This is a genomic window from Jeongeupia chitinilytica (assembly GCF_014652315.1).
Lineage (GTDB): Bacteria > Pseudomonadota > Gammaproteobacteria > Burkholderiales > Chitinibacteraceae > Jeongeupia > Jeongeupia chitinilytica.
In genome coordinates, this window is the sequence record NZ_BMYO01000007.1 from 33,427 (window position 1) to 59,784 (window position 26,358).

Below are 26,358 nucleotides of genomic sequence, written 5' to 3' on the forward strand. Positions count from 1 at the left end.
TGCGGGGCGTTTTTTCGTTTGGAGTCGAGATGAACAAGGATACCCGCCGCGAATTCTTCCGCCGCCTCGCCGAGCTCGATCCGGCGCCGAAAAGCGAGCTCGAATACTCGACCCCGTTCGAGTTGCTGGCCGCGGTGCTGCTGTCGGCGCAGGCAACCGACATCGGTGTCAACAAGGCCACGCGCCGGCTGTTTCCGGTGGCCAATACGCCGGCGGCGATTCTGGCGCTGGGGCAGGAAGGGCTGGAGTCCTACATCGCGACGATCGGACTCTATCGCAGCAAGGCCAAGCACCTGCTGCAGACCTGTGCGATCCTGCTCGAGCGCTACGGCGGCGAAGTGCCGAACGACCAGGCCGCGCTCGAATCGTTGCCCGGCGTCGGTCGCAAGACCGCCAACGTCGTGCGCAACGTTGCTTTCGGCGAGCCGACGATGGCGGTCGACACCCACATCTTCCGCCTTGGCAACCGCACCGGCATGGCGCCGGGCAAGGACGTGCTCGCGGTCGAACTCAAGCTGCTGAAAGTCGTGCCGAAGGAATACATGCTGCACGCCCATCACTGGCTGATCCTGCACGGCCGCTACATCTGCAAGGCGCGCCGGCCCGAATGCTGGCGCTGTGTCGTGGCCGACCTGTGCGATTACAAGGACAAGGAAATGGTGCCGCCGAAGGGGCGCTAGTCCTGTATCCGGCGGCTTGCCGCGGCATCGGACGCGTTATTTCCGTACGAGTGGTTCGGCGGTGTCTCAGCAATGCGAACGATGCCCTGACTGTCTCAACGGTGTGACGACCAGCGGGGACGGTCGAGGGCAATTCCGGCGACTAGCCTTGGAAGCAGCTTTGCGCACTTGCAGGGCCACGAGCCTGATGCGCTGCATCGGGGCGTTCACGATCCGGAATGAGGATTCAGCCATGGCAACAGTTGATGACTTCAAGAGCATTCCCCTGAAAACCTATCTGCGGCTTTGGGGCCACTACGGCTCGTCGATCAATCAGGAGTGCCTGCAAGGGACATTCGTGAAGCTCGACGAAGAGGCCGGCCTCGTCCATCTGGAAAGCACTGTGTATTCGGGCAGGACGGACAAAGTGCCGATCGGGAAGGTTGAGCGCATCGAAGACTGGCATACGGGCTCCGGTGCTTCCGGCCCGGTGCAGAAGCCGGACAAGATCTACAACCCGAACTCGGGCGAGTGGCAGGACAAGGGTTATCTGTCCTGATTGGGCCAGACCGAAACGGCCCGGAAGCTGCACGATTCCGGGCCGGTTGGCGCGGCGCTGCAGGAGTCGCGCCGGTAAGGCAAACCTGAGTCGGGAAGGGCGTGATGGCGACTGTTGCGATGGCGCTGCTGCTGCTTTGCGTGGCTTTGAATCTGGCCGTTTCCGTGGCGGTCCTTCGTTGCCCGCTTTACGAGACCGGACAGAAGTGGTGCCAGATCGTCCTGATCTGGCTTTTGCCGATGATTGGCCCGGCGCTGATCGGGGGCTTTTTGCATTCGCAGTTCGACAGCCCCCGATTCGATCCATCGGCTGGTCACGAGAACGAGGGGGGCGATCTTCCGCCCTTGGGGCACAGTGCTGACGGGGCGGAGCACTCGCCGCCTTGAGTCGTTCTTTCCGGCCCGGCGCCTTTTGCTACAGCGGCCGCACCGGAATGCACAGATCGCATTCGAACTGCTCGCGATCGGTGTTTTCGTCTGGTGCACCGGCATAGCGCTCGAAGCAGGGCCGGTGGTCGAACTGGTAGCCGCTCGACGGCAGCCAGTCGCGGGTCAGCGCCAGCCAGGCGTCGCCGATGGTGCGGACATCGCCGTTGAAATGGGCAACGGCATAACGGCCGCCGGGCAGTTCGGCGACACCCACTTCGCCGCTGGCGACGAAGCCGGCCGGGACTTCCACTGCCGCATCGTAGCGGCACTTCTCCGCCGGGGTGATGCTCGGGTCGTCGTAACCGATGCCGTAGGCGGTGTGTGTTGCCAGACCATGGATGCGTGCCCACGGCGCGAATTTCTGCCGCCAGAACAGGCCGAGCGCCGGGCCGTAGGGGCCGATATGGCGCAGATAGGCAATGCGTGCCGCAGGCAGGGTTTGAATGCTGACGTTCATCAGGGTCTCCAGATCGAAAAAGCTGTGCCCAGTGTGCCCGTCGGCATCGGCTGACGTCTGATCGGGCTTGCGCAGCGCCTGATCCAGATTGCGCAGGCGCTCGGCCTGACGGGCGTGCACCGCGGCGACTTCGGCCTGCCAGCGCGCCGGGGTCTGTGCCCGCCAGGCGCTGGGTGTCATGCCGAAACGGAGCTTGAACGCCCGCGCGAATGCTTCGCCCGAACCAAAGCCGACACCGAGTGCCACGTTCAGCACCGGCTCGTCCGGATGGATCGCCAGCGTGGCGGCGGCAGCCTCGAGCCGCCGCCGTCGCAGATAGTCGCCGAGCGTTTCGCCCATCCAGGCCTGGAACACCCGGTGGAAGTGGAAGGGCGAGAAATGCGCGACGTCGGCCAGTTGCGCGAGTTCCAGCGACTGGTCGAGGTGGCGGTCGATGTGATCGAGCACCCGGTTCATCCGGCGGCTGTATTCGATCAGATGGGCATTGGCCATGGTGCGGTCAGCGAAGGGCGATGGCCGAGCATCGCATGCGGTTTGATGGCAAACAAGATCGTCAGTGATCTTTGCATTTTCTGAATAAGAAATTTGTCCGGTTGTAAATTTTGCGTCGATCAGACAGCCGTTCATGAAGTGCCCACCGCGTAGCGGACCATCCAAGTGGTTGACCGAAAAGAGATTATTCCGGCGTCCATCACCGTTCGCGAAATCGCGGGCCGGCGTTTCTGTTCGCATGGCATGGCCGCTGCCAGAGTTGGGGGCGCGACAACCGCAATCCAAAAAACAAGAGGATGGAGACACGACCGATGCAGTACTTCAATCGTCTGGCGCTGAGCGCCATTCCCGCCGTGCTGGCCCTGGCACCGGCGTACGCTGCCTATCCGGCCTGGCTGGAAGGCTCGGCCTATTCTGCCGGTACCCGGGTCAGCTATCAGGGGCGCGACTATCAGGCGCTGGTGGCGCATACCGCCTACGTGGGCGCCGGCTGGACTCCGTCGACAACGCCGACCCTGTGGCAGGATCTGGGCGCTTCCACCGGCGGTACGCCGACGCCGACGCCGACGCCAACGCCAACGCCCACGCCCACTCCGACTCCGACTCCGACTCCGACTCCGACTCCGACTCCGACCCCGGGCGGTTGTACGCCCTGGGGCTCGACCGTGGTCTACACCAGCAGTCAGTGCGTGATCTATCAGGGAAAGATGTACCGCGCCAAGTGGTGGGTGCAGGGTGAGGTACCCGGAGCCCAGCAGTACGGACCGTGGGAATATCTTGGCGACGTCCTGCCGCCGACGCCGACGCCGACGCCGACGCCGACGCCGACGCCGACGCCGACGCCGACGCCGACGCCGACGCCGACGCCGACGCCGACGCCGACGCCGACCCCGACCCCGACCCCGACCCCGACCCCGACCCCGGTCTTTGCATCGCAGATCGTCGGCGGTGTCTGCCCGGGTGAGGCACCGCATCCGGTGTGGTCGGCCGGCGCAAGCTACACCGCAGGTACCGCTGTGCAGCCCGCAGCGGGGACATTCCGCGTCTACTACAACAGCAGTTTCGCACCGGGCATCTTTGTTGCAAGGCAGACGCATACTGCATCGGCAGCAAACGAGCCGAAGGTGCTCGGCCAGGACAGCGTGTCGTTTGATGCGAATCTCTGGACGGTAGCGGCTGTGTATCCGAGGCCCTGCCCGACGCCGGTGCCATCCCCCGTTCCTACGCCGGCTCCGGTGCAGCTGTCGGCGCTCGAGGTGAAAACCTGGCACGGCGGCGCCAGGGGCGCGTATTCGATGGTGCACGACGACTTCTGCAACAGCAGCGTCAGCCAGAGCCATACGACGATTGCCGAGCCGGAGCTGAGCAAGCGCGGGCTCGTAGCCGCATTTGGCGCCATCACGGCCGAGTGCCAGCCCGCTCACTGGACTGCCGCGCAGACCTTCGTGGCGCACGGCCATGAAATCGCCAACCACTCGCGCAACCATCTGCCGGCCGGCAGCAGCGATGCCAACTGGGTCAACAGCGTCGAAATCGGCGACTCGGTGCAGGACGTGAAAACGAACCTGAACGGCTACCAGATGACCTATTTCATCTGGCCGTACGATACCGCGACCGATGCGGCACTTGCCTATCTGCGCGCGCAGCCGGGCTATCTGGGCGGGCGGGGCACAAATCGCGATCTGGGGGGCGGCAACATCGAGTATGTCGGTCGTCCGGCGGGGGTAAATGCGGCCAACTTCAGCGATCCGTACATGGTGAAGTGGGATGTGTTCACCGCGTCCGGGCAGTGGTCGCTCTATCCGATGGGCAGCGAAATCCTCAACCTGCACGTCGATGCGGCGATCGATCAGGGCGGCTGGGCGACGCGGACGATGCATGGCGTCAGCGACAATGCCAATGAGGGGTACGAGCCGGTGCCGGTGGCCCGTTACCTTGGTCATCTGGATTACGTGAAGGCCAAGGTCGACGCCGGGCTGCTGTGGGTCGCCACGCCGTCGAACGTGATCCGCTACCGCTTTGCCCGCGATGCGTGCGCGCCGGTGTTGAACGGCAATCAGGTGGTGTTCAACGCTGCCAGTGCAGACTGCGTGAAGTACGCCACGCCGCTGACGCTGGACCTGAGCGCCAGTGCGGCCATCAGCGTCAGGCAGGGGGGGAGCGCGCTGGCGGTCAAGGCGCTGGGCGACGGCAAGTACCGCGTCGATGCCGATCCGCTGGCGGGCCCGCTGAGCGTTTCCGGTCAGCAGTAATCGTTACCGCAAAGAAAAACCCCGGCCTCGGCCGGGGTTTTTTGTGTGCGTGGTGCGGCAATCAGCGCTGCGCCAGCGCCGGCTGCAGCACGCCGTTGTCGTCGTCATCCAGCTGGCCGGCGAAGTAGCGCTTGGTCTCGGAGGCGATCACATGGCGCAGGCAGATCAGGCCGATCAGGTTCGGAATCGCCATCAGGCCGTTGACGATGTCGGCCAGTACCCAGATCAGGTCCAGATGCAGGAAGGCGCTGCCGACGATGCAGGCAATGAAGACCAGCTTGAACGGGATGATGCCGCGCCGGCCGGCAAGGTACTGCATGCAGCGCTCGCCGTAGTAGTTCCAGCCGATGATGGTGGTGAAGGCGAAGAACAGCAGGCCGATGGTGACGATCAGGTTGCCCCAGTCCTGCGACAGCCCCTGCTGGAAGGCGAGGTTGGTCATCCGCGCGCCGCTGGCATCGCCGGACCAGACGCCGGTGACGATCAGCACCAGCCCGGTCATCGTGCAGATGATGATGGTGTCGAAGAAGGTGCCGGTCATCGAAATCAGCCCCTGCTCGACGCAGGAGTTGCTGCGCGCAGCGGCGGCGGCGATCGGCGCGCTGCCGAGGCCCGACTCGTTCGAGAACACGCCGCGGGCAACGCCGCTCTGGATCGCCAGCATCATCGTCGCGCCGAAGAAGCCGCCAACGGCGGCATGGCCGGTGAACGCCGACTGGATCACCAGCACGATCGCCTGCGGCAGCGCGCTGGCGTTCATCGCCAGCAGTGCCACCGACGCGGTGACGTAGAACACCATCATGAACGGCACGATGGCTTCGGCGACGCGCGAGATCGACTTGATCCCGCCGAGCGTGATCATCGCCACCAGCACCGCCAGCGTCAGGCAGGTCCACAGCACCGGAACGTCGAAGGTCGAATGCACGGCTTCCGAAATCGCGTTGACCTGCGCGAAGGTGCCGATGCCGAACAGCGCCACGCCGACGCCGAACAGCGCGAACAGCTTGCCCAGCCACGGCAGGCCTAGGCCGTGTGTCAGGTAGTACATCGGCCCGCCGGCCATCTGGCCCTTGTCGTCGACCTGGCGGTACTTCACCGCCAGCAGGCATTCGGCGTACTTGGTCGCCATGCCGAAGAACGCCGCCATCCACATCCAGAACAGCGCGCCGGGGCCGCCGAGCTTGATCGCGGTGGCGACGCCGACGATGTTGCCGGTGCCGACGGTGGCCGACAGCGCGGTGCACAGCGCGGCAAAGCTCGACACGTCACCGGGCAGGTGCGGGTTCTTGTCGGCGCGGAACACCAGCCTGAGCGCCAGCGGCAGACGGAACACCTGCAGCAGGCCCAGCCGGGCAGTCAGGTAGATGCCGGTGCCGACCAGCAGGATCAGCAGTGGCGGGCCCCAGACGAGGTTGTCGATCGTCTGCAGCAGGTCTTGGACCGGGGGAAATGGGGGCATGGTTTGTAGGTCTCCGTCAGCATCAAACATCGATCTGACAGAGGGGACGGCCAGCCGCACCGGCCCGGGACGCGGGCAGGCACGGCAAGCGGCCGTCCTTCCTCTGTCCTTTTACCTGAGCGTTTCAGCGTTCCTGATGGAACGCCTTTCGCCTTCGGTGCCCGGCCGGTGCATGCGCGATGCACGCCGGGGCTCTCCAGAGGCTCGTCCAGTCGCAGTCCCTGCCGGGTTTTCCCGGCGCCTGAAAGATTCACTTCTTCGGCGGCCCGACACCTTGATGTCTTGCTGGGCACTCTCCTGCGACCTTCATCCGAACACGGGGGAAGCTTGCCCGGTCGAATGTAGCAAAACGACGTAGTCATCGGCCATCGTGATTTCTCCCAATGTTGATCTGCCGCAATCCGGTGGTGCGGTGTGGTCCGACCGCAAGGGCGAGCTGCATTGGCGGCCCCCGACCTGTTTGCTTACATGGCGAGTGATGCATGAATCCGCTGTAAGGCAGTGTTTTGCTCACTGCTCGACGCATTAGGTAACGCCCGTCGGGTTTGCGCGAATGTTGATTGCTTAATTTATGCTGACTCCTATATTTCCAGTCTGTATTTATCAGGTCCTGTCCGTCACGTACGGGCGAGCATGGAAAGGAGCGGAAAATGCTGTCGAGCGCGACGATACGTCACAAGTTGTGGCTGCTGATCCTGCTGGTGGTGGTGGCGGTATCGGCGGCGGCCGGCTGGGCCCTGTTCAACGAGCGCCGGGACCTGCTCGATGCCCGGCGCACGACCACGCGGCATCTCGTCGATGCCGCCTACTCGGTGCTGGTGCATTACGGCCAGCTGGCCAGCGACGGCAGGCTGGCGCCCGACGTGGCCAGGCAGGCGGCCGCCGACGCGATCGCCGGCCTGCGTTACGACGGCGGCAATTATGTCGCGCTCTACGACACGCGCTACACCATCGTGCGCCATCCGATGAAACCGGAGCTGAACGGCAAGGACCAGAGCCAGCTCAAGGACCCGCGCGGCGTGCGCATGGTCGTCGAGCTCGTCGATGCCGCCGTGCGTAATCGCGGCGAATTCGTCGATTACCAGTGGGCCAAGCCGGGCAGCAAGAAACCGGTCGACAAGGTCAGCACCAGCCGGCTGTATGCCCCCTGGGGCTGGGTCGTGGCGACCGGGGTCTACATCGACGACGTCGAGACCGAATTCGGCCGCAAGGCGTGGGCCTGGGGGGGATCAATCGGCATCGGTCTGGCCGTGCTGGTGCTGGTGGCCTGGCTGATCGCACGCAGCATCAGCGTGCCGCTCGAACGGTTGCGTGACCACATGGGCGAGATTGCCGCTACCGGCAACCTCGCCATCGGCAACCGTCCGAGCGCCGGCGGCGAGGCCGGCGAGATCGGCGCGGCGTTCTTCTCGCTGATCGACCGCTTCCGCGACATCCTCCGCGAGGTCACGCAGGGTTCGAAGGAAGTCGCCAGCGAAATTGCCGAGCTGGCCCGCAGCATGAAGGTGATCGAAGACAGCTCGGCCACGCAGAACCGTTCGGCGATGGCGACCGCGGCCACCGTCGAGGAAATGAGTGCCAGCATCGCCCAGATCAGCAGCCATCTGGGCGAGGTGGCGGGGCTGTCGGATGACGCACAGCAACTGACCCGGCAGGGCCGCGCCGCGGTCGGACGGGCCACCGGCGAGATGGAGCGCATCGCCGAATCGGTGGGTGAATCGACCCGGCTGGTTCAGACGCTGGGCGAGCGTTCGGGGCAGATTTCGGCCATCGTCGCCACGATCCACGAAATTGCCGACCAGACCAATCTGCTGGCGCTGAATGCGGCAATCGAAGCCGCCCGCGCCGGCGAGGCCGGCCGTGGTTTTGCCGTCGTCGCCGACGAGGTCCGCAAGCTGGCCGAGCGGACCAGCCAGGCCACCAAGCAGATCACGACGATGACCGATGCGATCCAGCGTGATACCGGCGAGGCGGTGGCCGGAATCGAAAGCGTCAGCGGGCTGGCGCTGAGCGGCGTGGCGCTGGTCGGCGAAGCCGGCAGTTCGGTGTCGCGCATCGACGAGCGGACGCGCGAGGTTTCGGGCATTCTCGGCGAGATTACCCAGGCGGCCGGCGAGCAGTCGAAAGCGAGCGAGGACATTGCCCGCAACGTCGAGGCGATTTCGCAGACCGGCGAGCAGAACGTCCGGGCCATCGGCGAGATCGCCGCCGCGTCGGCGCATCTCGCGGCCACCGCGGCCCGGCTGGACGGCGTGGTCGGGCAGTTCCGGGTCTAGCGTCGGGGCGCTCGGGGAGGCGTCCGCTTCGGGCGGCTTCCGGCGGAAAGGCCGGAAAACCGACGCCGGGACGTGCGGCCGGCAGGGTGGTGGCGGGGCTGTGCTAGAATCGCAAGCCCTTGAAGGAAAACCGCTTTATGCTCGACAAGCTCAACGACCCGCAACGCGAAGCCGTCAAATACCTCGGCGGGCCGTGCCTCGTGCTCGCGGGCGCCGGATCGGGCAAGACGCGGGTGATCACGCAGAAGATCGCCTACCTGATCGGTCAGGCCGGCATGGACGCGCGCAACATCGCGGCGATCACCTTCACCAACAAGGCGGCGCGCGAAATGCAGGAGCGTGTCGGTGCGCTGATGGACGCGAACCGGCTCAAGGGGCTGACGGTGTCGACCTTCCACAGCCTCGGCATGCGCATCCTGCGCGAGGAAGCGCGCCACCTCGGCTACAAGCCGCAGTTCTCGATTCTGGATTCGGCCGATGCCAGCAAGATCATTTCCGACCTGCTGACGACGACCGACAAGCAGCTGATCCGCTCGACGGTCAGCCAGATATCCCTGCTGAAGAACGACCGGATTTCACCCGATACCGCGCTGGTGCGTGCGAACTCGGACGGTGAAATGCATCTGGCCAAGCTCTACCGGGCCTATCAGGACACGCTGCAGGCGTATCAGGCGGTCGACTTCGACGACCTGATCCGTCTGCCGGTCGACCTGTTCGAAGGCAACGAGGAGGTGCTGACCAAGTGGCAGCACCGCTTGCGCTACCTGCTGATCGACGAGTGCCAGGACACCAACACCACGCAGTACGATATGGTGAAGCAGCTGACCGGGATCACCGGCCACTTCACCGCGGTCGGCGACGACGACCAGTCGATCTACGCGTGGCGCGGTGCCAATATGGAAAACCTGCGGCTGCTGAGCACCGACTTTCCCAAGCTCAAGGTGATCAAGCTGGAGCAGAACTACCGCTCGGTCGCACGCATCCTGCGCTGCGCGAATGCGGTGATTGCCAACAATCCGAAGCTGTTCGAAAAGACGCTGTGGTCCGACCTCGGCATCGGCGATCCGGTGCAGGTGATCGAGGCCAGGAACGACGAGCACGAGGCCGAACTCGTGGCGATGAAGCTGCTGGCGCACAAGTTCGAGGCCGGCACCGGCTTCAAGGATTACGCGATCCTCTATCGCGGCAATCATCAGGCGCGCATCGTCGAAACCCAGCTGCGCATGCACAAGATTCCGTACACGATCTCCGGCGGCCAGTCGTTCTTCGACAAGGCCGAGATCAAGGACGTGCTGTCCTATCTGCGGCTGATCGCCAACGAGGATGACGATCCGGCGTTCATCCGCGCGGTGACGACACCGAAGCGCGGTGTCGGCAACGTCACGCTGGAAAAACTGGGCGCCTATGCGGCCGAACGGCACATCTCGCTGTTTGCCGCCGTCTACGAAGAAGGCTTCGTCTGGCAGGTACAGGCGACACAGTACGAACCGCTGAAGCAGTTCTGCGACTTCATCGGCCGGATGCAGTTCGAGGCGCCGCGCGCGCCGGCGGGCGAATTGCTGAAGCAGTTGCTCGATGCAATCGATTTCGAGACCTGGCTGTACGACAGCGACGAGCCGAAGCCGGCCGAGACCAAGTGGAAAACGGTGCTCGAACTCGTCGACTGGGTCGCCAAGCAGGGCGAGAACAACGGCAAGAACCTGATCGAGATCAGCCAGACGATCGCGCTGATCACGATGCTGCAGGGCCGGGACGAGGACGAGGTCGACGCGGTGAAGATGTCGACCCTGCACGCGAGCAAGGGGCTCGAGTATCCGCACGTGTTCCTCGTCGGCTGCGAGGAGGACATCCTGCCGCACCAGAATTCGATCGAGTCGAACATGGTCGAGGAGGAGCGGCGGCTGATGTACGTCGGCATTACGCGGGCGCAGCGCAGCCTGACGATCAGCTATTGCGGCAAACGCCGCCGTGGCGGCGAGTGGCAGATTGTCCAGCCCAGCCGCTTCCTGCGCGAGCTGCCCGGCGACGACGTGCGCTTCTCCGGACGGCTGGCCGGCGACAAGGCCGAGGGCGCAATCAGCAAGCAGGAAGGCCGGGCGATGCTGGCGGGCATGCTGGCCAAGCTCGGCGGCTGAGCAAGAACCGGCTGGCGTACGGCCGGCCGTGCGGTAAGCTGGCGGCTTCCATAGCGCTGCGGAGCCGCCCGATGTCCGAACTCGACAAACTGCTCGCCGGCGAGCCTTTCGATTTTGCCGCGCCCGAAATGGTCGCGATGCGCAAGAACGCCGAACGGCTGCTGAGGCAGATCGCGCAGAGCGATTCGTCCGGACACGATCCGCTGTGGCGCGAGCTGTTCGGTACGCTGGGCGAGGGCAGCTGGGTCCGGGCGCCGCTGTTCTGCGAGTACGGCAAGTCGATCCGCATCGGCGCGCACTCCTTCCTCAACGCCGGCGTGACCTTTCTCGACGGCACGGCGATCACCATCGGCAACAACGTGCTGGTCGGACCGAACGTGCAGTTTTACGGCGCCAGTCACCCGATCGACCACATCGCGCGGCGCGACTGGGTTGCCCGCTGGAAGCCGATCACCGTCGAAGATGACGCGTGGATCGGTGGTAATGCCGTCATCTGCCAGGGCGTGACCATCGGTGCACGGGCCATCGTCGGTGCCGGCGCCGTCGTGCTCAGGGACGTGCCGCCGGACACCATCGTCGGCGGCAATCCGGCGCGGATCATCCGCCACATCGATACCGAAAAGGAGTGAGTCCGCTGCCGCCGGGCACATTTCCATCGGGCATAGAATCAAAAGTATTTGGTTTGTAATGTCCGGTAACAAAGTGTTATAAACATAAGCCTCTGTCAGACGGCGCTCCGGCGCCACTCAATCTGGCGGCCGTTTTGCGGCTGCCGCCGCGCCCCCGGGCGCATCGCGTCCGGCGTCGCCGGACTCTCTCGTAAGGCAGCTCTCTGGTTGTCGCGATCATTACAGCGGATCGCTGTCGGCGCTTGCGTCGTCGTGCTTTCCGCCAAGGAGGACGCATGAACAATAGAGCGTTTATCAAGCGCATCGGTATCGGGCTCGTACTCGCCGCCGCGGTCATCGCCGCGCTGGTCTATGGCATTGGCCCCGCCCAGCTCTCGCATTACCGGGAAGACCTCGTCTACCTCGGCCTGCAGCATCTCCATCTCGTGTTCGTCTCGATGGCGCTGGCCCTCGTCGTCGGCCTGCCCAGCGGCGTGCTGCTGAGCCGGCCGTGGGCAAAGCGTTATGCCGAACACGGCATGCAGGTGTTCAACATCGGCAACACGCTGCCGCCCATGGCGGTGCTGGCGCTGGCGATGGTCGTCGTCGGCATCGGCGACAAGCCGGCCATCGTGGCGCTGTTCCTCGCGTCCCTGTTGCCCATCGTCCGCAATACCTATGCCGGCCTGTCCGGCTTGTCGCCGACGCTGATCGAGGCCGCCGACGCCATCGGCATGACGCCGCGGCAACGGCTGTGGCGGGTCGAACTGCCCAATGCGCTGCCGGTGATCCTGTCCGGCGTGCGCATTGCGCTGGCGATCAATGTCGGCACCGCGCCGCTGGCCTTCCTGATCGGTGCCAGCAGCTACGGCGAGCTGATCTTCCCGGGCATCTACCTGAACAATCACACCGCGCTGCTGCTCGGTGCCGTCGGGACCGCCGCGATCGCGCTGGTACTCGACCTGCTGGTCGCCAGCCTCGGCAAGTTCATGAGCCCGCGCGGCGTCGCCTGACGACCGCTTTACCCCCTGTATCCCGCTGCCCGGCTCGTGCCGGGCGGTCGGGACCCCGCATGGAGGACGCACCATGACGATACTTTCGTCTCTTTCCAAACGCATGGCGCTGTGTGCCGCCGCGCTCGTACTGGCCGCACCTGCGCTGGCCGCCAATCTGGTGATCGGCAGCAAGAACTTCACCGAGCAGCACATCCTGTCGTCGCTGACCGCGCAATACCTCGGCAGCAAGGGCTATCAGGTCGAGCAGAAGACCGATCTGGCGACCATCATCCAGCGCAACGCACTCGAGAACCGGCAGCTCGATCTGGTCTGGGACTACACCGGTACCGCGCTGATCATCTACAACCACATCACCGAACGGATGAGCGACGCCGACGCCTATGCAACGGTCAAGCGCATCGACGAAGCCAAGGGCCTGACGTGGCTGGACCCGGCGCCGCTGAACAATACCTATGCGCTGGCGATGAAGCGCGAGCGCGCCGAAGCGGAAGGCATCCGCAGCGTGTCCGATCTGGTCGCGAAGATGGACGCCGCCAAGTCCGGCAAGCCGTGGCAACTCGGTTTCGACATGGAATTCGCCGGCCGCTCCGACGGCCTCAAGCCGATGCAGGCGCTGTACAAGCTCGAGCTGAACCGGCCGCAGATCCGCCAGATGGATCCGGGCCTTGTCTACAACGCGATCCGTGACGGCTTTGTCGATGCCGGCCTCGTCTACACCACCGACGGCCGGGTCAAGGGCTTCGATCTCGTGGTGCTCGACGACGACCTGCACTACTTCCCGAGCTACGCCGCGACGCCGGTCGTGCGTGCCGAGGTGCTGGCGCAGAACCCGGGGCTGGCCGCGGACCTGAACACGCTCGCGGCACTGCTCGACAACGACACCATGTCGGCGCTGAACGCCAGGGTCGACATCGAGCACCGCCCGGTCGACGACGTGGCGCGCGAATTCCTGCGCCAGCACGGCCTGATCGGAGGTTGAGCGCATGGAGACACTGAACCAGACGCTGGCCTACATCTGGCACAACCTGCCCTTCATCCTCGGGCTGACACAGCAGCATCTGACGCTGGTCGGCATCGCCGTCGGTCTGGCGGTGCTGATCGGCGTGCCGCTCGGCGTGCTGATCGTCCGCTTCAAGCCGCTGGCCGGCATCGTGCTGGGCCTCGCGACCGTGGTGCTGACGATTCCGGCAATCGCGCTGTTCGGGCTGATGATCCCGCTGTTCTCGCTGATCGGGCAGGGCATCGGCGCCGTACCGGCGATTACCGCCGCTTTCCTCTATTCGCTGTTGCCGATCGTGCGCAACACGCACACCGCACTGACGACGCTCGACGCCGGCGTGCGCGAGGCCGGTCGCGGCATCGGCCTGACCTTCTGGCAGCGGCTCAAGTGGGTCGAGCTGCCACTGGCGGTGCCGCTGATTTTCGGCGGCATCCGTACCGCCGTCGTTCTCAATATCGGCGTGATGGCGATTGCCGCCATCGTCGGCGCCGGCGGGCTCGGCACGCTGATCCTGCACGGCATCAGCCAGAGCGACATCCGCAAGCTGATTGCCGGCGCCGTCGTGGTGAGCGTGCTCGCCGTCGCGATGGACTGGTTGCTGCTTCGACTGCAGCGCGTACTCACTCCCAAAGGAATCCGCTGATGATCGAACTCAAGAACCTCTGCAAGCAATTCGTCCAGAAAAACGGCCAGCCGTTCAACGCCGTCGACAACGTCAACCTCGTGGTGCCGGAAGGCGAGATCTGCGTGCTGCTCGGCCCGTCGGGCTGCGGCAAGACCACGACGATGAAGATGATCAACCGGCTGATCGAGCCGACGTCGGGCCAGGTGCTGATCAACGGCGAAGACACCGCCGGCATCGATACCGTGAGCCTGCGTCGCAATATCGGCTACGTGATCCAGCAGATCGGCCTGTTTCCGAACATGACCATCGAAGACAACATCATGGTCGTGCCGCGCATGCTCGGCTGGGACCGGAAACGCTGCCGTGAACGTGCGCGCGAGCTGATGAGCATGGTCGCGCTCGATCCGGACCGTTTCCTGCACCGCTATCCGAAGGAAATGTCCGGTGGCCAGCAACAGCGCATCGGCGTGATCCGCGCGCTGGCGGCGGATGCGCCGGTGTTGCTGATGGACGAGCCGTTCGGTGCGGTCGACCCGATCAACCGCGAGCAGATCCAGAACGAATTCCTGCTGATGCAGCGTCAGCTAGGCAAGACGGTGATGCTGGTCAGTCACGACATCGACGAGGCGATCAAGCTCGGCGACCGGATTGCCGTGTTCCGTCAGGGCAGGATCGTCCAGTGTGCCGGTGCCGACGAGATCCTCGCCAAACCGGCCGACGAGTTCGTCGCGTCCTTTGTCGGTCACGACCGCACGCTCAAGCGCCTGCTGCTGGTGCAGGCCGGCGACGTGGCCGACGCCCAGCCGACGCTGACGGCATCGCTGGATACGCCGCTGCAGCAGGCCTTCGGCACCATGGACGATCACGATCTGCGCTATCTGACCGTCGTCGATGCCGACGGCAAGCCGCTGGGCTACGTGAAGCGCAAGGACGCCAAGGCCAGCGACGGCGTCTGTGCCGACCGGCTCAACCCGATCACGATCACGTCCAACCCCGACGAAAACCTGCGCGTGGTGCTGTCGAAACTGTACGAGCACAACCTGACGTGGATGCCGGTACTCGATGCCGACGGCCGCTACAACGGTGAAGTCTCGCAGGACTACATCGCCAGCTTCCTCAATTCGGGCAAGACGCACGGCCGCCAGCGCGCGGCACCGAAATGAACAAGGGCGCCGTCGGCGCCCTTGTTCATGTGTGCGGAAACGCGGTTCAGACCGCCGGCGGCCGGGTGTCGCCGAACGAGGCACGGGCGTCGAGCCGGGCACGCAGTCCGGCCAGGTTCGGATGATGTTCGGCCCATTGCAGTTCCGGAAAGCGCAGCTCGAGGTAGCCGAGCATGCAGCCGATGGCGACATCGGCGAGCGTGAACGCTTCGCCGGTACACCATTTGCGGTCGGCCAGGTCGGTGGCGACGCGTTCGAGACCGCGTTCGATCTTGAGCTGCTGCTTGGCGATCCAGTCGGCGCTCTGCTGTTCGGCCGGCCGGCGCGACTCCATCACGATCAGCACGGCGGCGTCGGTGATGCCGTCGGCGAGCGCTTCCCAGCGTTTGACGCTGATCGCCTGGCGGTGCTCGGCCGGAATCAGCTTGCCGACCGGTGAAATCTGGTCGAGGTAGTCGACGATGACGCTCGAATCGTACAGCGGCTTGCCGTCGTCGAGGATCAGCACCGGCACCTTGCCGAGCGGGTTGAGCGCGGCAATCTGGTTGTCCGGGGCGTGGGGCGAGTCTTCGACCAGCTGATAGTCGATGTGCTTTTCGGCGAGCACGATGCGGACCTTGCGGCCGAACGGGCTGGTGAGCGAGCTGATCAGTTTCATGGCTGAGACACGCGAGAAGGAAGGCGAGCCGATTCTAATCGGCCGGCCGCGCTTCGGCCATTAGGGTTGTCTGCAAGCAACACATCAGCCTGTTTGCATATTCAAGTCAGCTTTTCTGCTGCAGCAGCGACCCGCGCGGCATCGGCAAACTGCAGTGCCGCGAGTCGGGCATACAGGGGCGAGCTGTGCAGCAGGTCGGCATGCCGGCCCTGCGCGACGATGCGGCCGTGTTCGAGTACGACGATCCAGTCGGCTTCGAGCACCGTGGCCAGCCGGTGGGCGATCACCAGCGTGGTGCGGTTGTGCGAGGCGTTGTCGAGCGCCTGCTGCACCAGCCGCTCGCTGGCGGCGTCGAGCGCGCTGGTCGCTTCGTCGAGCAGCAGCACCGGCGGGTTTTTCAGGATGGCCCGGGCGATCGCGATGCGCTGGCGCTGCCCGCCCGACAGCCGCACGCCGCGCTCGCCGAGGAAGGTGTCGTAACCCTGAGGCAATTCGGCAATGAAACCGGCTGCTGCCGCGGCCTCGGCGGCCTGTTCGATTTCGGCCTGCGTCGCATCGGGCCGGCCGTAGCGGATGTTGTCGGCCACGCTGCCGGCAAAGATCACCGTCTCCTGCAGCACCACGCCGATATGCCGGCGCAAATCGGCAAACGACAGTTGCCTGGTATCGATGCCGTTGACACGGACGCTGCCCGACTGCGGTTCGTAAAAACGCAGCAGCAGCTGGAACAGGGTGGTCTTGCCGGCACCCGACGGGCCGACCAGCGCGATGTGCTCGCCGGGGCGGATGTGCAGCGACAGGCCGGCCAGTGCCGGGGTGTCGGGACGCGACGGGTAGGCGAAGTCGACGGTGTCGAATTCGATGCCGAGGTCGCTGGCCGGCAAGGGCTGCGGCGCGGCTGCCTATTGCACCGGCGAGCGGGCGCCGAGCAGCTGCAGCAGGCGTTCGGTGGCGCCGGCGGCACGCTGCAGATCGCCCCAGACTTCGGCAATCGCGCCGACCGCACCGGCGGTGACGACCGCATAGAGGATGAACTGCGACAGCTCGCCGGCGCTCATCGTGCCGCCGAGCACCGCCTGTGCGCCGAGCCAGAGCACGAAGACCACGGCGGCGAACATCAGCACGATGACCATCGCGGTCAGCCAGGCGCGGGCACGGATGCGGTCCAGCGCGGTGCCGAACGCGGTGTCGACCGCGCTGCCGAAGCGGGCGTTTTCAAACGGCTCCTGCGTGAACGATTGCACGGTCGGCATCGCGTTCAGCACCTCGCCGGCCAGCGCGCTGGCGTCGGCAACCCGGTCCTGGCTGGCTTTCGACAGCTTGCGCACCCGCCGGCCGAACACGAGGATGGGCACGATGACGACGACCAGCGTCGCGAGGATGTAGCTCGACAGCACCGGACTGGTGACGATCAGCATTGCCGTGCCGCCGGTGAACAGGAAGAAATTGCGCAGTCCCATCGACAGGCTGGTGCCGACGACGGTCTGGATCAGCGTGGTGTCGGTGGTCAGGCGCGACAGCACTTCGCCGGTCTGCGTCGTCTCGAAAAACTGCGGGCTCATGCCGAGCACGTGTTCGTAGACCGCGCGGCGCAGGTCGGCGGTGATGCGTTCGCCCAGCCACGACACCAGATAGAAACGCAGCGACGTTGCCGCGGCGAGCACCAGCGACACCGCGAACAGCGCAATGAAGTAGCGGTCGATCTCGCCGCGATGGCCGGGCGAGAAGCCGAGGTCGATCAGATAGCGAAACGCGACCGGCAGCGCCAGCGTCGCGCCGGCGGCGACGGCGAGCGCCACGAAGGCCAGCAGCCAGCGGCCCAGATAGGGGCGCAGGAAGGGGGCGAGCCCCAGCAGCGGCGTGATGCGGCGGGCATTCGGTGGCGTGGGCATGCGTTTCCTGGCGGGGGGATGGTGCAATCCGGGCAGGGTACGCCATCCTCGCGCTGGCGGGGAAACGCATTGCCGGCGTAGCAAGCGGTAACCTGCCGCACGCTGTCGGCTGGCTATAATCGGGGCCCCGATGTCCCAGCAGTCCGCCCGATGATCGTCCGTCCGCCGCAACACTGGTTTTTCATGGTTTTCACCTGGCGGGGATCGGTACTGTCGTCCATCCTGCCGCGCCTGGCGTTGAATCTGGCGTTCGCGCTGCTGGTCGTGGTACTGCACGGCTGGGTCGAAGGCTTCGGCCTGCGCCTGTCGATCGGACCGTTCAGCCTGATGGGGATCGCACTGGCGATCTTCCTCGGCTTTCGCAACAACACCAGCTACGACCGCTTCTGGGAGGCCCGCAAGCTGTGCGGCGGGGTGCTGATCCATACCCGCTCGCTGCTGCGGCAGGCGATCACCATGACCGGCCGCACGCCGGATGATCCGCGCATCGTCCAGTTCGCGGTGCTGTTGCAGGCGTTTGCCTACGCCCTCAAGCACCAGTTGCGCCAGACCGACCCGCACGACGACCTCGCGCGTTTGCTGCCGCTGGCCACCGCGGAACGGCTGGCCGCCGCGCAGTTCGTCCCGGCGATGGTGTTGCGCGAACTGGCGCAATGGCTGGCGGACGAACGCGCGGCCGGCCGGCTGAGCGACATCCTCTGGCAATCGATGGACGAAAACCTGAACCAGCTGTCGGCCATTCTCGGCAGCTGCGAGCGTATCGCCAGCACGCCGCTGCCGTACGCCTACAGCGTGCTGCTGCACCGGACGATCTATCTGTACTGCTCGCTGCTGCCGCTGGGGCTGGTCGACAGCATCGGCTTGCTGACACCGCTGATCTCGGTCTTCGTCGCCTATACCTTCATGGCGCTGGAATCGATTGCCGGCGAGCTGGAAACGCCGTTCGGCACGGAACCGAACGATCTGGCCCTGGACGCGATCTGCCGCACGGTCGAGCGTTCCCTGCTCGAGATGACCGATGCGCCGCAACTGCCGCCGGCGCTTCAGCCCAACGACCAGTACATCCTGACCTGATCCGGGCTGCCGCCGGACACGGGGCCGTGCCGCGGGCGGGGCCGGGCTGCCGGTCGTGTGTTGCATAAACCGGCAGTGTGGCGCCGTTCACAATCTATTCCGCTCGGGTACGGCCACTCCCGCGTATGCTGGCCGCGCATCGTTCCGGGCTGACGATGCCGGTGAGATTGCCCGCGGGAACAGACGTGTGAAGCGGAAGATCGGTTTTTACCTGAGCCTGGCCCTGCTGCGCCTGCTGGCCTTCCTGCCGTACGGCGTTGTCGCGCGGCTTGGCGAGGCGCTGGGCGCCTTGCTGTACCGCTTGCCGACCTCGCGCAAGCGCATCGTGCACACCAATCTGCGATTGTGCTTTCCCCATCTGGACGACGCGGCCCGCGAGACGCTGGCCAGAGCCCACATCGGCCACGTGATCCGCAGTTACCTCGAACGCGGTTTTCAGTGGTTCGGCAGCGCGCGCACCATGGCACGGCTGATCGAACTCGACAGCGCGATCGATCTGCACGACCCGGCCGCACCGCCGACCATTTTCATGGGGTTCCATTTCGTCGCGATCGAAGCGGGGTCGATGCGTTATTCGTGCGAATTGCCGGTGGCTTCGCTGTACACGCCGATGTCCAACCTGCGCTTCGATACCCTGGCCAAGGCGCAGCGCAGCCGTTTCGGCGCCGAGATGATCTCGCGCGCCGACAGTGTCCGTGCGGCGCTGGAGTGCCTGCGGCGCGGCGTGCCGGTGATGCTGGCGGCGGACATGGACTTCGGCCTGACCCACTCGGCCTTCGTGCCGTTTTTCGGTGTACAGGCCTGTACGCTGACCTCGGTGTCGCGCCTGGCCAGACTGAGCGGTGCGCGGGTCGTGCCCTTCGTCACCGAAGTGCTCCCCGGTTATCGCGGCTACAAGCTGACGATCTTCGAACCGCTGGCCGATTATCCGAGTCACGATGCCGTTGCCGATGCGCGGACGATGAACGCGTTTCTGGAGACGCAGGTCCGGCGCCTGCCCGCGCAATACTACTGGGTGCACAAGCGCTTCAAGCACCGGCCCGAAGGCGAGGCGTCGGTGTACTAGCGCACACGAAAAACGGCACCGTGCGGTGCCGTTTTTACTGGCTGTCGATGCCGGATCAGAGTTTTTCGTACAGCGGCAGCGTCAGGAATTCGGCGAAGTCGTCGCTGGTGCTCATGGTTTCGAAGATCTGCGCCGCCTGCGCGTACGGCGTGGCGTTGAAGACGGCATCGCCGTGTTCGGCCCGGATCGCGTCGAGCACTTCCGGAATCATGCCGCGCACCATGTCGGCGGTGACCTTGCGACCGTCGTCGAGCACGCCCTTCGGGGTACGGATCCACTGCCAGACCTGCGAGCGGCTGATTTCGGCCGTCGCTGCGTCTTCCATCAGGTTGTGGATCGGCACGCAGCCGTTGCCGGCCAGCCAGGAGCCGAGGTACTGGATGCCGACGTCGATGTTCATGCGCAGGCCGGCCTCGGTAATCGGCGCTTCGGGCTGGAAGTTCAAGAGGTCGGCAGCGGTGACGGCGACATCCGGGCGCTGCTTGTCGAACTGGTTCGGCCGCTCGCCCAGGACCTTGACCCATTCTTCCATCGCGATCGGCACCAGCCCCGGGTGGGCAACCCAGCCGCCGTCGAAGCCGTCGCCGGCGTCGCGGGTCTTGTCGGCGCGCACTGCGGCCATTGCCTTCTCGTTGGCCTCCGGGTCGTTCTTGATCGGGATCAGCGCGCTCATGCCGCCGATCGCCGGCGCGCCGCGCTTGTGGCAGGTCTTGACCAGGTTCAGCGCGTAGGCACGCATGAAGGGGACGGTCATGGTGATCTGGGCGCGGTTGGCCAGACAGAAGTCGCGGTCGGTCTTGAATTTCTTGATGCAGCTGAAGATGTAGTCCCAGCGGCCGGCGTTGAGTCCGGCTGAGTGGTTGCGCAGTTCGTAAAGGATTTCTTCCATCTCGAATGCGGCGAGGATGGTTTCGATCAGCACCGTGGCCTTGATCGTGCCCTGCGGGATGCCGAGCTCGTCCTGTGCCAGCACGAAGGTGTCGTTCCACAGCCGTGCCTCGAGGTGGGATTCCATCTTCGGCAGGTAGAAGTAAGGCGCGGTGCCGCGGGCAAGCTGTTCCCTGGCGTTGTGGAACAGGAACAGTGCGAAGTCGAACAGCCCGCCGGAGACGCGCGATCCGTCGACGGTGACGTGCTTTTCATCAAGGTGCCAGCCGCGGGGACGGACGATCAGCGTCGCGATCCTGGCGTTGAGCTTGTACTCCTTGCCGGCCTCGTTGCGGAAGGCGAGCGTGCGGCGTACCGCTTCCTTGAGGTTGATCTGGCCCTGGATCTGGTTGCTCCAGTTCGGCGTGTTCGAATCCTCGAAGTCGGTCATGTAGCTGTCCGCGCCCGAGTTCAGCGCGTTGATGATCATCTTCTTTTCGACCGGGCCGGTGATCTCGACGCGACGCAGCGCGATGTCGGCCGGGACCGGCGCGATCTGCCATTCGCCGGCACGGATGTGCGCGGTTTCGGCGAGGAAGTCCGGGCGCTTGCCGGCGTCGAGCTCCTGCTGGCGCAGTACGCGCCGGCCGAGCAGTTCCTGCCGGCGGCCTTCGAAGGCGCGATGCAGCCTGGCGACGAAGGCCAGCGCTTCCGGCGTGAGGATGGCGGCGAACTCGGCGGAAATCGGGGCGTGGATCTGGACACCTTGCGGCAGCGTGCTCATTGCGGACTCCTTGTCTGATGGGATGCGTTGGCCAAGCGGGTATGGATGTTGCAGTGCACCCAGTCTAGACGCCGTCCGCGTGACAAAAAAGCCCTAGAATGCGATAGCTTCTTTTACTTTCGAGTACATAATGGATGCGCTCAAGCAGCTGCAGACCTTTGTTGCAGTGGTGAATCTCGGCAGTCTCTCCGCCGCTGCGCGGGCCGAAGGCGTGGTGCCGGCGGTGATCGGCCGCCGGGTCGACGCGCTGGAGGAGCGGCTGGGTGCCAAGCTCCTGGTGCGCACCACGCGCCGGGTGACGCTGACGCAGGAGGGCGCCGCGTTCTTCGAGGACGGTCAGCGCATCCTGGCCGATCTGGCCGATGCCGAGGCCGCCGTCGGCTCGGGCAGTGCGCGGGTGCGCGGCCACCTGCGCATCAGTGCGCCGGCCGGGTTCGGCCGCCGCCACGTCGCGCCGCACATCGCCACCTTCCAGCGCCTGCATCCGGAGCTGCGCGTCACGCTGGACCTGTCGGACCGGCTGGTCGACCTGGCCGGCGAGCGCATCGACTGTGCCATCCGCATCAGCGAGCTGGCAGACTCCAGTCTCGTCGCGGTGCGGCTGGCCGAAAACCGCCGCGTCGTCGTCGCCGCGCCGAGCTATCTGGCCGCGCGCGGCGTGCCGCAGACGCTGGACGACCTCGACCGCTTTGACTGCCTGTCGCTCGGCAGCAGCCAGGCCCGCGGCTGGACCTTCCGGCAGGACGGCGAACTGGTCACCCGCAAGGTCAGCGGCGTGCTCGAATGCAACGACGGCGCCGTGCTGCATGAATGGGCGCTGGCCGGCTACGGCCTGGCCTGGCGCTCGCTGTGGGAGGTGAAGGACGACCTCACCGACGGCCGCCTCGTCACGGTGCTCGACGGCTACGCCTCGCCCGATTACCCGGTCTACGCGGTGATGCCGCAGCGCAAGCACCTGCCGCAACGGGTGCGGCGGTTCGTCGACCACCTGAGGGCAGCCTACGGGGCGCAGGGGTACTGGGATTGAGCCAGGCGCATGGAGTCGGCCGGTGACGTTCGCCTTCGCCCGGGCGGCGCGTCATCCACTGCGGTGCGACACGATGAGGTCTGCTTGAAACAAGTGCATCCGGTGGCGCTGGACTTGATACCGGGCGTGGTCACCCAAACCTGATCGGCTTCTTGCCCGGAGTCACCATCGATGCCGCATCTTTCACTCGAGTACACCCAGAACCTGACCGGCTACGACGCCCCTGCCGCGCTGCGTACGCTGGGGCAGGCCATGTTCGATTCCGGCCTGTTCGGCGAGGCCGACATCAAGGGTCGGGCGCAATGTCTTGCCGGTTATCTCGTCGGTACCTCGGATACCGACACCGCCTTCGTCCATGTGCAGGTGTCCCTGCTCAGCGGCCGGACGGCCGAGCAGAAGCAGGCGCTGGGCGCACGGATTGCCGAGGCGTTGCAGACGACCCTGCCGGCCGGTCATTCCGGCGTGCAGCTCACCGTCGATGTGCGTGACATGGACCGTGACTGCTACGCCAAGGTCGTGTTGCCCGGCTGACAAGAATGCGGCGCAAGAAAAAACCGCACGCGGGTAGCGTGCGGTTTTTTCCGGGCTGCCGAAGTCGGCGCGGGAGGGAGTAGGACCGTCCTGGCAGCCACACCGCCCGTCGATCATGTCCGGGGCGGCAGGGGCATCGTGCTCAGTGGAACTGTTCTTCCTCGGTCGAGCCGGTCAGCGCGGTGGTGCTCGACTGGCCCTGCTGGATCACTTGGGTGACCGAGTCGAAGTAGCCGGTACCGACTTCGCGCTGGTGCTTGACCGCGGTGAAACCACGGTCGGCGGCGGCGAATTCGGCCTGCTGCAGTTCGACGAAGGCGCTCATGCCGGTGCGGGCATAGCCGTGCGCCAGGTTGAACATGCCGTAGTTCAGCGCATGGAAGCCGGCGAGCGTGATGAACTGGAACTTGTAACCCATCGCGCCGAGCTCCTTCTGGAACTTGGCGATCGTCGCGTCGTCGAGGTTCTTCTTCCAGTTGAAGCTCGGCGAACAGTTGTACGCCAGCATCTTGCCCGGGAACCTGGCGTGGATCGCAGCAGCGAAGGCGCGCGCGTATTCCAGATCCGGCTTGCCGGTCTCGCACCAGATCAGGTCGGCGTACGGCGCGTAGGCGAGGCCACGGCTGATGGCCTGCTCCAGACCCGGCTTGGTCCGGTAGAAGCCTTCCGGCGTGCGCTCGCCGGTGCAGAACGGCTTGTCGTTGTCGTCGACGTCGCTGGTCAGCAGGTCGGCGGCTTCGGCGTCGGTCCGGGCGACGAGGAGGGTCGGTACACCCATGACGTCGGCAGCCAGACGGGCCGCGGCGAGCTTTTCGACGGCTTCGCGCGTCGGCACCAGCACCTTGCCGCCCATGTGGCCGCATTTTTTCACCGACGCCAGCTGGTCTTCGAAGTGCACGCCGGCGGCGCCGGCTTCGATCATGCCCTTCATCAGCTCGAATGCGTTCAGCACGCCACCGAAACCGGCTTCGGCATCGGCCACGATCGGTGCGTAGTAATCGATGCTGTCGTCGCCTTCGGCGTGGCTGATCTGGTCGGCACGCTGGAAAGTGTTGTTGATGCGACGCACCACAGCCGGGACCGAGTTGGCCGGGTACAACGACTGGTCCGGGTACATTTCACCGGCGATATTGGCGTCGGCGGCGACCTGCCAGCCCGACAGATAGATCGCTTTCAGGCCGGCCTTGACCTGCTGCATTGCCTGATTGCCGGTCAGCGCGCCCAGCGCATGCACGTAGGGCGTTTCGTTCAGCAGTTTCCAGAGTTTTTCCGAACCGCGACGCGCCAGCGTGTGTTCGATTTGTAGTGAACCGCGCAACCTTTCAACATCGGCCGCGCTGTAAGTCCGCTGGATGCCCTTCCAGCGTGGGTTTTCAGCCCATTCCTTCTCGAGTTGTGCAATGCGCTCTTCCCGTGTAGTCATCTCTCTCTCCCGCGTGGTGACTGGCGTTTCCGCCGAAAACAAAAGAAATTCAAGCACAAAACTTCTGCAGCGCAACATCATTTTGCGGTGCACCAATAAAGTGTAGTCCTCTGGTTTTGACTACATATTGGGGCTTGCCCGTACCACCTTGATCGTAACCGCGTTTGAGTTTTTTTTGATGCCACCCGACCGGCGGCAGGCCGGGTGATGTAATTTCCTTCTCCATGCGCCGACTACACTGGTTTCAGTGTCGAATTTCAAAACAAGGGGGATGCAATGAGGCGAATTTTGGGAGCGGGGGTGCTGCTGGCGCTGCCGGCGATCGGACACGCGTCGTTTCTGCACGGCGATGCGCTCGATACTGCGGCGGACGTGCTGTCGTGGATCGTGCTGATCCTGGTGCCGGTGATCGGTATCTATCTGTTCTGGATGGTGCACATCCTTCCCGAGAAGATCGCGCACCAGAACCATCACCCGCAGAAGGAGGCGATCCACATGCTCTGCCTGCTGTCACTGGTGTTCGGCGGGTTGCTGTGGCCGTTTGCCTTCCTGTGGGCCAAGACCAAGCCGGTGATGTACAAGCGGGCCTACGGGACCGACAAGCATCCGGATGCACTGGTCGCCGAAGATCTGGTCGACGAAGTGCACCGCGACAGCGACGAGATCGCCCGGCTGCGGGCCGAGCTGGAAGAACTCAAAAAACAAACGGGTAACGGAGCCGCCTGATGGATATCCTGCTGCTGGGGATCTACGCCTTTTTCGTCTGGCTGATCTTTTTCAAGTTCAAATGGCTGCCGTGGAACAAGATTTCCATGGCAATCGTCTTCACCATCCCGGTGGTCGCGCTGACCGCGCTGATCCTGACCCTGAACGTCGTGGCGCCGTCGACCGCCGACGTCCGCGTGGTCAACAAGGTGCTGCAGGTGGTGCCGCAGGTGCGCGGCCGCGTGATCGAAGTCCCGGTCGAAGGCAACCGCACCTACAAGAAGGGCGACGTGCTGTTGCGCATCGATCCGACGCCGTTCGAGGCCGAAGTGAAGCGTCTGTCGTCGGCCCTCAAGGCCGATCAGGCCCGGGTGGCCGACGCCGAGTCGCAGGCCCGCCAGCTCAACCAGAGCGCGCGTGCCGCTGCTGGCAAGGTCGGCGTGGTACAGGCCAAGCTCGATCTGGCGCGCAAGCGGTTGAAGGAGCACGAGGAACTGGTCGGTGCCGGTGCCGGCGAAAAGTTCGCGCTCGAAGACGCGCGCTCGACCGTGGCCCAGCTCGAAGCCGAGCTGCAGTCGGCCAGGGCGGGCGAAGAAGAGGTCAGGCAGAAGCTGTCGGCGCAAAGCGAGGGCGAGTATGCGGCGATTGCCGATGCGCGCTCGCGCCAGGCCGCAACGCAGGCGCAGCTCGACAACGCCAAGTGGGAGCTGGACCAGACGACCTTCCGCGCGCCGGCTGACGGTACCGTGGTGAACCTGCAGGTCCGCGTCGGCACGATGGCGGCGGCACTGCCGTTTTCGCCGGTCATGACCTTTGTCGAGAACGACCAGGAAATGCTCGCGCTGTACCAGCAGAACGAGCTGGTGAACGTGGCGCCGGGCGACGAGGCCGAGGTGGCGCTCAAGACCCATCCGGGCGAGATCATCAAGGCCAAGGTCGACTCCATTGTCTGGGCCAATGCCCAGGGCCAGATTGCCCAGAGCGGCAACCTGCCGACGACGGGTGTCGCGGCGCAAACGCCGAACCGCTTTGCCGTGCGGCTCAAGCTCGTGGGCAAGTCGGCGGACATGCTGCTGCCGGCCGGTGCGATCGGCGATGGTGCCATCTACACCCAGAGCGCCAAGATGACCCACGTGATCCGCAAGGTGTTCCTGCGTGTGTCGAGCAAGCTCAACTACATCGTGCCCAAGCTGCACTAAGGA

25 protein-coding genes and 1 riboswitch are annotated in these 26,358 nt (G+C 65.1%); of the genes, 17 read left to right on the forward strand and 8 right to left on the reverse strand.

Annotated features, from left to right (window positions below):
- The first annotated feature begins 29 nt into the window (after window positions 1-29).
- The 3 genes from nth to IE097_RS13095 all read left to right on the forward strand — a co-directional run bounded on the left by nth (window position 30) and on the right by IE097_RS13095 (window position 1,604).
- Window positions 30-680, forward strand: a complete 651-nt coding sequence (gene nth, locus IE097_RS13085; RefSeq protein WP_189461303.1) for an endonuclease III — start codon at window positions 30-32, stop codon at window positions 678-680.
- A gap of 232 nt (window positions 681-912) precedes the next feature.
- Window positions 913-1,218, forward strand: a complete 306-nt coding sequence (locus tag IE097_RS13090; RefSeq protein ID WP_189461304.1) for a hypothetical protein — start codon at window positions 913-915, stop codon at window positions 1,216-1,218.
- 119 nt (window positions 1,219-1,337) lie between these two features.
- Window positions 1,338-1,604: a hypothetical protein gene (locus IE097_RS13095; RefSeq protein ID WP_189461305.1), complete on the forward strand. Its 267-nt coding sequence runs from the start codon at window positions 1,338-1,340 to the stop codon at window positions 1,602-1,604.
- Window positions 1,605-1,632: 28 nt separating this feature from the next.
- Here the strand turns inward: IE097_RS13095 and IE097_RS13100 are convergent, their stop codons facing one another.
- Window positions 1,633-2,595 (reverse strand): AraC family transcriptional regulator, encoded by a 963-nt coding sequence (locus tag IE097_RS13100; protein WP_189461306.1) that lies wholly within the window; start codon window positions 2,593-2,595, stop codon window positions 1,633-1,635.
- 311 nt (window positions 2,596-2,906) lie between these two features.
- Here IE097_RS13100 and IE097_RS13105 point away from each other — a divergent pair, with 311 nt between their 5' ends.
- On the forward strand, window positions 2,907-4,847 hold the full coding sequence (locus IE097_RS13105) for a carbohydrate-binding protein (protein WP_189461307.1): 1,941 nt from the start codon (window positions 2,907-2,909) through the stop codon (window positions 4,845-4,847).
- A gap of 61 nt (window positions 4,848-4,908) precedes the next feature.
- Here IE097_RS13105 and IE097_RS13110 read toward each other — a convergent pair whose 3' ends face one another.
- Window positions 4,909-6,306 (reverse strand): alanine/glycine:cation symporter family protein, encoded by a 1,398-nt coding sequence (locus IE097_RS13110; RefSeq protein ID WP_189461308.1) that lies wholly within the window; start codon window positions 6,304-6,306, stop codon window positions 4,909-4,911.
- Window positions 6,307-6,399: 93 nt separating this feature from the next.
- Window positions 6,400-6,516: riboswitch (glycine riboswitch) on the reverse strand.
- A 440-nt stretch (window positions 6,517-6,956) separates the two neighbouring features.
- On the opposite strand from IE097_RS13110, the gene IE097_RS13115 reads away from it, so the two are divergent.
- The 7 genes from IE097_RS13115 (at window position 6,957) to IE097_RS13145 (ending at window position 15,129) form a co-directional block, all read left to right on the forward strand.
- Window positions 6,957-8,582 carry a methyl-accepting chemotaxis protein gene (locus tag IE097_RS13115; RefSeq protein WP_189461309.1) on the forward strand — a complete coding sequence of 542 codons (1,626 nt, stop codon included), beginning with the start codon at window positions 6,957-6,959 and terminating at the stop codon, window positions 8,580-8,582.
- Between the two features lie 137 nt (window positions 8,583-8,719).
- Window positions 8,720-10,717 carry a UvrD-helicase domain-containing protein gene (locus IE097_RS13120; RefSeq protein ID WP_189461310.1) on the forward strand — a complete coding sequence of 666 codons (1,998 nt, stop codon included), beginning with the start codon at window positions 8,720-8,722 and terminating at the stop codon, window positions 10,715-10,717.
- Window positions 10,718-10,788: 71 nt separating this feature from the next.
- Complete coding sequence (locus IE097_RS13125; protein ID WP_189461311.1) at window positions 10,789-11,346, forward strand: sugar O-acetyltransferase; 558 nt, start codon at window positions 10,789-10,791, stop codon at window positions 11,344-11,346.
- 275 nt (window positions 11,347-11,621) lie between these two features.
- Window positions 11,622-12,338 (forward strand): ABC transporter permease, encoded by a 717-nt coding sequence (locus IE097_RS13130; RefSeq protein ID WP_189461312.1) that lies wholly within the window; start codon window positions 11,622-11,624, stop codon window positions 12,336-12,338.
- A 73-nt stretch (window positions 12,339-12,411) separates the two neighbouring features.
- Window positions 12,412-13,320: a glycine betaine ABC transporter substrate-binding protein gene (locus IE097_RS13135; RefSeq protein ID WP_189461313.1), complete on the forward strand. Its 909-nt coding sequence runs from the start codon at window positions 12,412-12,414 to the stop codon at window positions 13,318-13,320.
- A 4-nt stretch (window positions 13,321-13,324) separates the two neighbouring features.
- On the forward strand, window positions 13,325-13,984 hold the full coding sequence (locus IE097_RS13140) for an ABC transporter permease (protein ID WP_189461314.1): 660 nt from the start codon (window positions 13,325-13,327) through the stop codon (window positions 13,982-13,984).
- Window positions 13,984-15,129, forward strand: coding sequence for an osmoprotectant ABC transporter ATP-binding protein OsmV (locus IE097_RS13145; protein ID WP_189461315.1), 1,146 nt, complete (start codon window positions 13,984-13,986; stop codon window positions 15,127-15,129). Before IE097_RS13140 ends, IE097_RS13145 begins: the two co-directional genes overlap by 1 nt.
- 46 nt (window positions 15,130-15,175) lie before the next feature.
- Here IE097_RS13145 and IE097_RS13150 read toward each other — a convergent pair whose 3' ends face one another.
- The 3 genes from IE097_RS13150 to IE097_RS19365 form a co-directional block, all read right to left on the reverse strand.
- On the reverse strand, window positions 15,176-15,787 hold the full coding sequence (locus IE097_RS13150) for a glutathione S-transferase (protein WP_189461316.1): 612 nt from the start codon (window positions 15,785-15,787) through the stop codon (window positions 15,176-15,178).
- 101 nt (window positions 15,788-15,888) lie between these two features.
- Entirely contained in the window at window positions 15,889-16,671 is a 783-nt protein-coding gene (locus tag IE097_RS19360) for an ABC transporter ATP-binding protein (protein ID WP_229797582.1), read from the reverse strand.
- 18 nt (window positions 16,672-16,689) lie between these two features.
- The gene (locus IE097_RS19365; protein ID WP_229797583.1) at window positions 16,690-17,679 is read right to left on the reverse strand and encodes an ABC transporter transmembrane domain-containing protein; all 990 of its coding nucleotides are present in this window, start codon (window positions 17,677-17,679) and stop codon (window positions 16,690-16,692) included.
- 150 nt (window positions 17,680-17,829) lie between these two features.
- On the opposite strand from IE097_RS19365, the gene IE097_RS13160 reads away from it, so the two are divergent.
- The gene (locus IE097_RS13160) at window positions 17,830-18,753 is read left to right on the forward strand and encodes a bestrophin family protein (RefSeq protein ID WP_189461317.1); all 924 of its coding nucleotides are present in this window, start codon (window positions 17,830-17,832) and stop codon (window positions 18,751-18,753) included.
- A 187-nt stretch (window positions 18,754-18,940) separates the two neighbouring features.
- On the forward strand, window positions 18,941-19,819 hold the full coding sequence (locus IE097_RS13165) for a lipid A biosynthesis lauroyl acyltransferase (RefSeq protein WP_189461318.1): 879 nt from the start codon (window positions 18,941-18,943) through the stop codon (window positions 19,817-19,819).
- A 55-nt stretch (window positions 19,820-19,874) separates the two neighbouring features.
- On the opposite strand, the gene aceB is transcribed toward IE097_RS13165, so the two are convergent.
- Window positions 19,875-21,470: a malate synthase A gene (gene aceB, locus IE097_RS13170; RefSeq protein ID WP_189461319.1), complete on the reverse strand. Its 1,596-nt coding sequence runs from the start codon at window positions 21,468-21,470 to the stop codon at window positions 19,875-19,877.
- 130 nt (window positions 21,471-21,600) lie between these two features.
- On the opposite strand from aceB, the gene IE097_RS13175 reads away from it, so the two are divergent.
- Window positions 21,601-22,497 (forward strand): LysR family transcriptional regulator, encoded by an 897-nt coding sequence (locus tag IE097_RS13175; RefSeq protein ID WP_189461320.1) that lies wholly within the window; start codon window positions 21,601-21,603, stop codon window positions 22,495-22,497.
- Between the two features lie 171 nt (window positions 22,498-22,668).
- Window positions 22,669-23,028 carry a 5-carboxymethyl-2-hydroxymuconate Delta-isomerase gene (locus IE097_RS13180; RefSeq protein WP_189461321.1) on the forward strand — a complete coding sequence of 120 codons (360 nt, stop codon included), beginning with the start codon at window positions 22,669-22,671 and terminating at the stop codon, window positions 23,026-23,028.
- Between the two features lie 142 nt (window positions 23,029-23,170).
- Here the strand turns inward: IE097_RS13180 and aceA are convergent, their stop codons facing one another.
- Both aceA and IE097_RS13190 read right to left on the reverse strand, forming a co-directional pair.
- The gene (aceA, locus tag IE097_RS13185; protein WP_189461322.1) at window positions 23,171-24,451 is read right to left on the reverse strand and encodes an isocitrate lyase; all 1,281 of its coding nucleotides are present in this window, start codon (window positions 24,449-24,451) and stop codon (window positions 23,171-23,173) included.
- A gap of 49 nt (window positions 24,452-24,500) precedes the next feature.
- A complete protein-coding gene (locus IE097_RS13190; RefSeq protein WP_189461323.1) occupies window positions 24,501-24,677 on the reverse strand; it encodes a hypothetical protein in 177 nt (58 codons plus the stop codon).
- A 50-nt stretch (window positions 24,678-24,727) separates the two neighbouring features.
- Between IE097_RS13190 and IE097_RS13195 the strand changes: the two genes are divergently transcribed.
- Both IE097_RS13195 and IE097_RS19500 read left to right on the forward strand, forming a co-directional pair.
- Entirely contained in the window at window positions 24,728-25,177 is a 450-nt protein-coding gene (locus IE097_RS13195; RefSeq protein WP_189461324.1) for a DUF3302 domain-containing protein, read from the forward strand.
- Window positions 25,177-26,355 (forward strand): HlyD family secretion protein, encoded by a 1,179-nt coding sequence (locus tag IE097_RS19500; RefSeq protein ID WP_189461325.1) that lies wholly within the window; start codon window positions 25,177-25,179, stop codon window positions 26,353-26,355. The genes IE097_RS13195 and IE097_RS19500 overlap by 1 nt, the downstream gene beginning before the upstream one ends.
- The last annotated feature ends 3 nt before the right edge of the window (window positions 26,356-26,358 follow it).

Coding starts and splice junctions, on each gene's coding strand:
- nth (WP_189461303.1), top strand. CDS start 30: ATGAACAAGGATACCCGCCGCGAATTCTTCCGCCGCCTCGCCGAGCTC.
- IE097_RS13090 (WP_189461304.1), top strand. CDS start 913: ATGGCAACAGTTGATGACTTCAAGAGCATTCCCCTGAAAACCTATCTG.
- IE097_RS13095 (WP_189461305.1), top strand. CDS start 1,338: ATGGCGCTGCTGCTGCTTTGCGTGGCTTTGAATCTGGCCGTTTCCGTG.
- IE097_RS13100 (WP_189461306.1), bottom strand. CDS start 2,595: ATGGCCAATGCCCATCTGATCGAATACAGCCGCCGGATGAACCGGGTG.
- IE097_RS13105 (WP_189461307.1), top strand. CDS start 2,907: ATGCAGTACTTCAATCGTCTGGCGCTGAGCGCCATTCCCGCCGTGCTG.
- IE097_RS13110 (WP_189461308.1), bottom strand. CDS start 6,306: ATGCCCCCATTTCCCCCGGTCCAAGACCTGCTGCAGACGATCGACAAC.
- IE097_RS13115 (WP_189461309.1), top strand. CDS start 6,957: ATGCTGTCGAGCGCGACGATACGTCACAAGTTGTGGCTGCTGATCCTG.
- IE097_RS13120 (WP_189461310.1), top strand. CDS start 8,720: ATGCTCGACAAGCTCAACGACCCGCAACGCGAAGCCGTCAAATACCTC.
- IE097_RS13125 (WP_189461311.1), top strand. CDS start 10,789: ATGTCCGAACTCGACAAACTGCTCGCCGGCGAGCCTTTCGATTTTGCC.
- IE097_RS13130 (WP_189461312.1), top strand. CDS start 11,622: ATGAACAATAGAGCGTTTATCAAGCGCATCGGTATCGGGCTCGTACTC.
- IE097_RS13135 (WP_189461313.1), top strand. CDS start 12,412: ATGACGATACTTTCGTCTCTTTCCAAACGCATGGCGCTGTGTGCCGCC.
- IE097_RS13140 (WP_189461314.1), top strand. CDS start 13,325: ATGGAGACACTGAACCAGACGCTGGCCTACATCTGGCACAACCTGCCC.
- IE097_RS13145 (WP_189461315.1), top strand. CDS start 13,984: ATGATCGAACTCAAGAACCTCTGCAAGCAATTCGTCCAGAAAAACGGC.
- IE097_RS13150 (WP_189461316.1), bottom strand. CDS start 15,787: ATGAAACTGATCAGCTCGCTCACCAGCCCGTTCGGCCGCAAGGTCCGC.
- IE097_RS19365 (WP_229797583.1), bottom strand. CDS start 17,679: ATGCCCACGCCACCGAATGCCCGCCGCATCACGCCGCTGCTGGGGCTC.
- IE097_RS13160 (WP_189461317.1), top strand. CDS start 17,830: ATGATCGTCCGTCCGCCGCAACACTGGTTTTTCATGGTTTTCACCTGG.
- aceB (WP_189461319.1), bottom strand. CDS start 21,470: ATGAGCACGCTGCCGCAAGGTGTCCAGATCCACGCCCCGATTTCCGCC.
- IE097_RS13175 (WP_189461320.1), top strand. CDS start 21,601: ATGGATGCGCTCAAGCAGCTGCAGACCTTTGTTGCAGTGGTGAATCTC.
- IE097_RS13180 (WP_189461321.1), top strand. CDS start 22,669: ATGCCGCATCTTTCACTCGAGTACACCCAGAACCTGACCGGCTACGAC.
- aceA (WP_189461322.1), bottom strand. CDS start 24,451: ATGACTACACGGGAAGAGCGCATTGCACAACTCGAGAAGGAATGGGCT.
- IE097_RS13190 (WP_189461323.1), bottom strand. CDS start 24,677: ATGGAGAAGGAAATTACATCACCCGGCCTGCCGCCGGTCGGGTGGCAT.
- IE097_RS13195 (WP_189461324.1), top strand. CDS start 24,728: ATGAGGCGAATTTTGGGAGCGGGGGTGCTGCTGGCGCTGCCGGCGATC.
- IE097_RS19500 (WP_189461325.1), top strand. CDS start 25,177: ATGGATATCCTGCTGCTGGGGATCTACGCCTTTTTCGTCTGGCTGATC.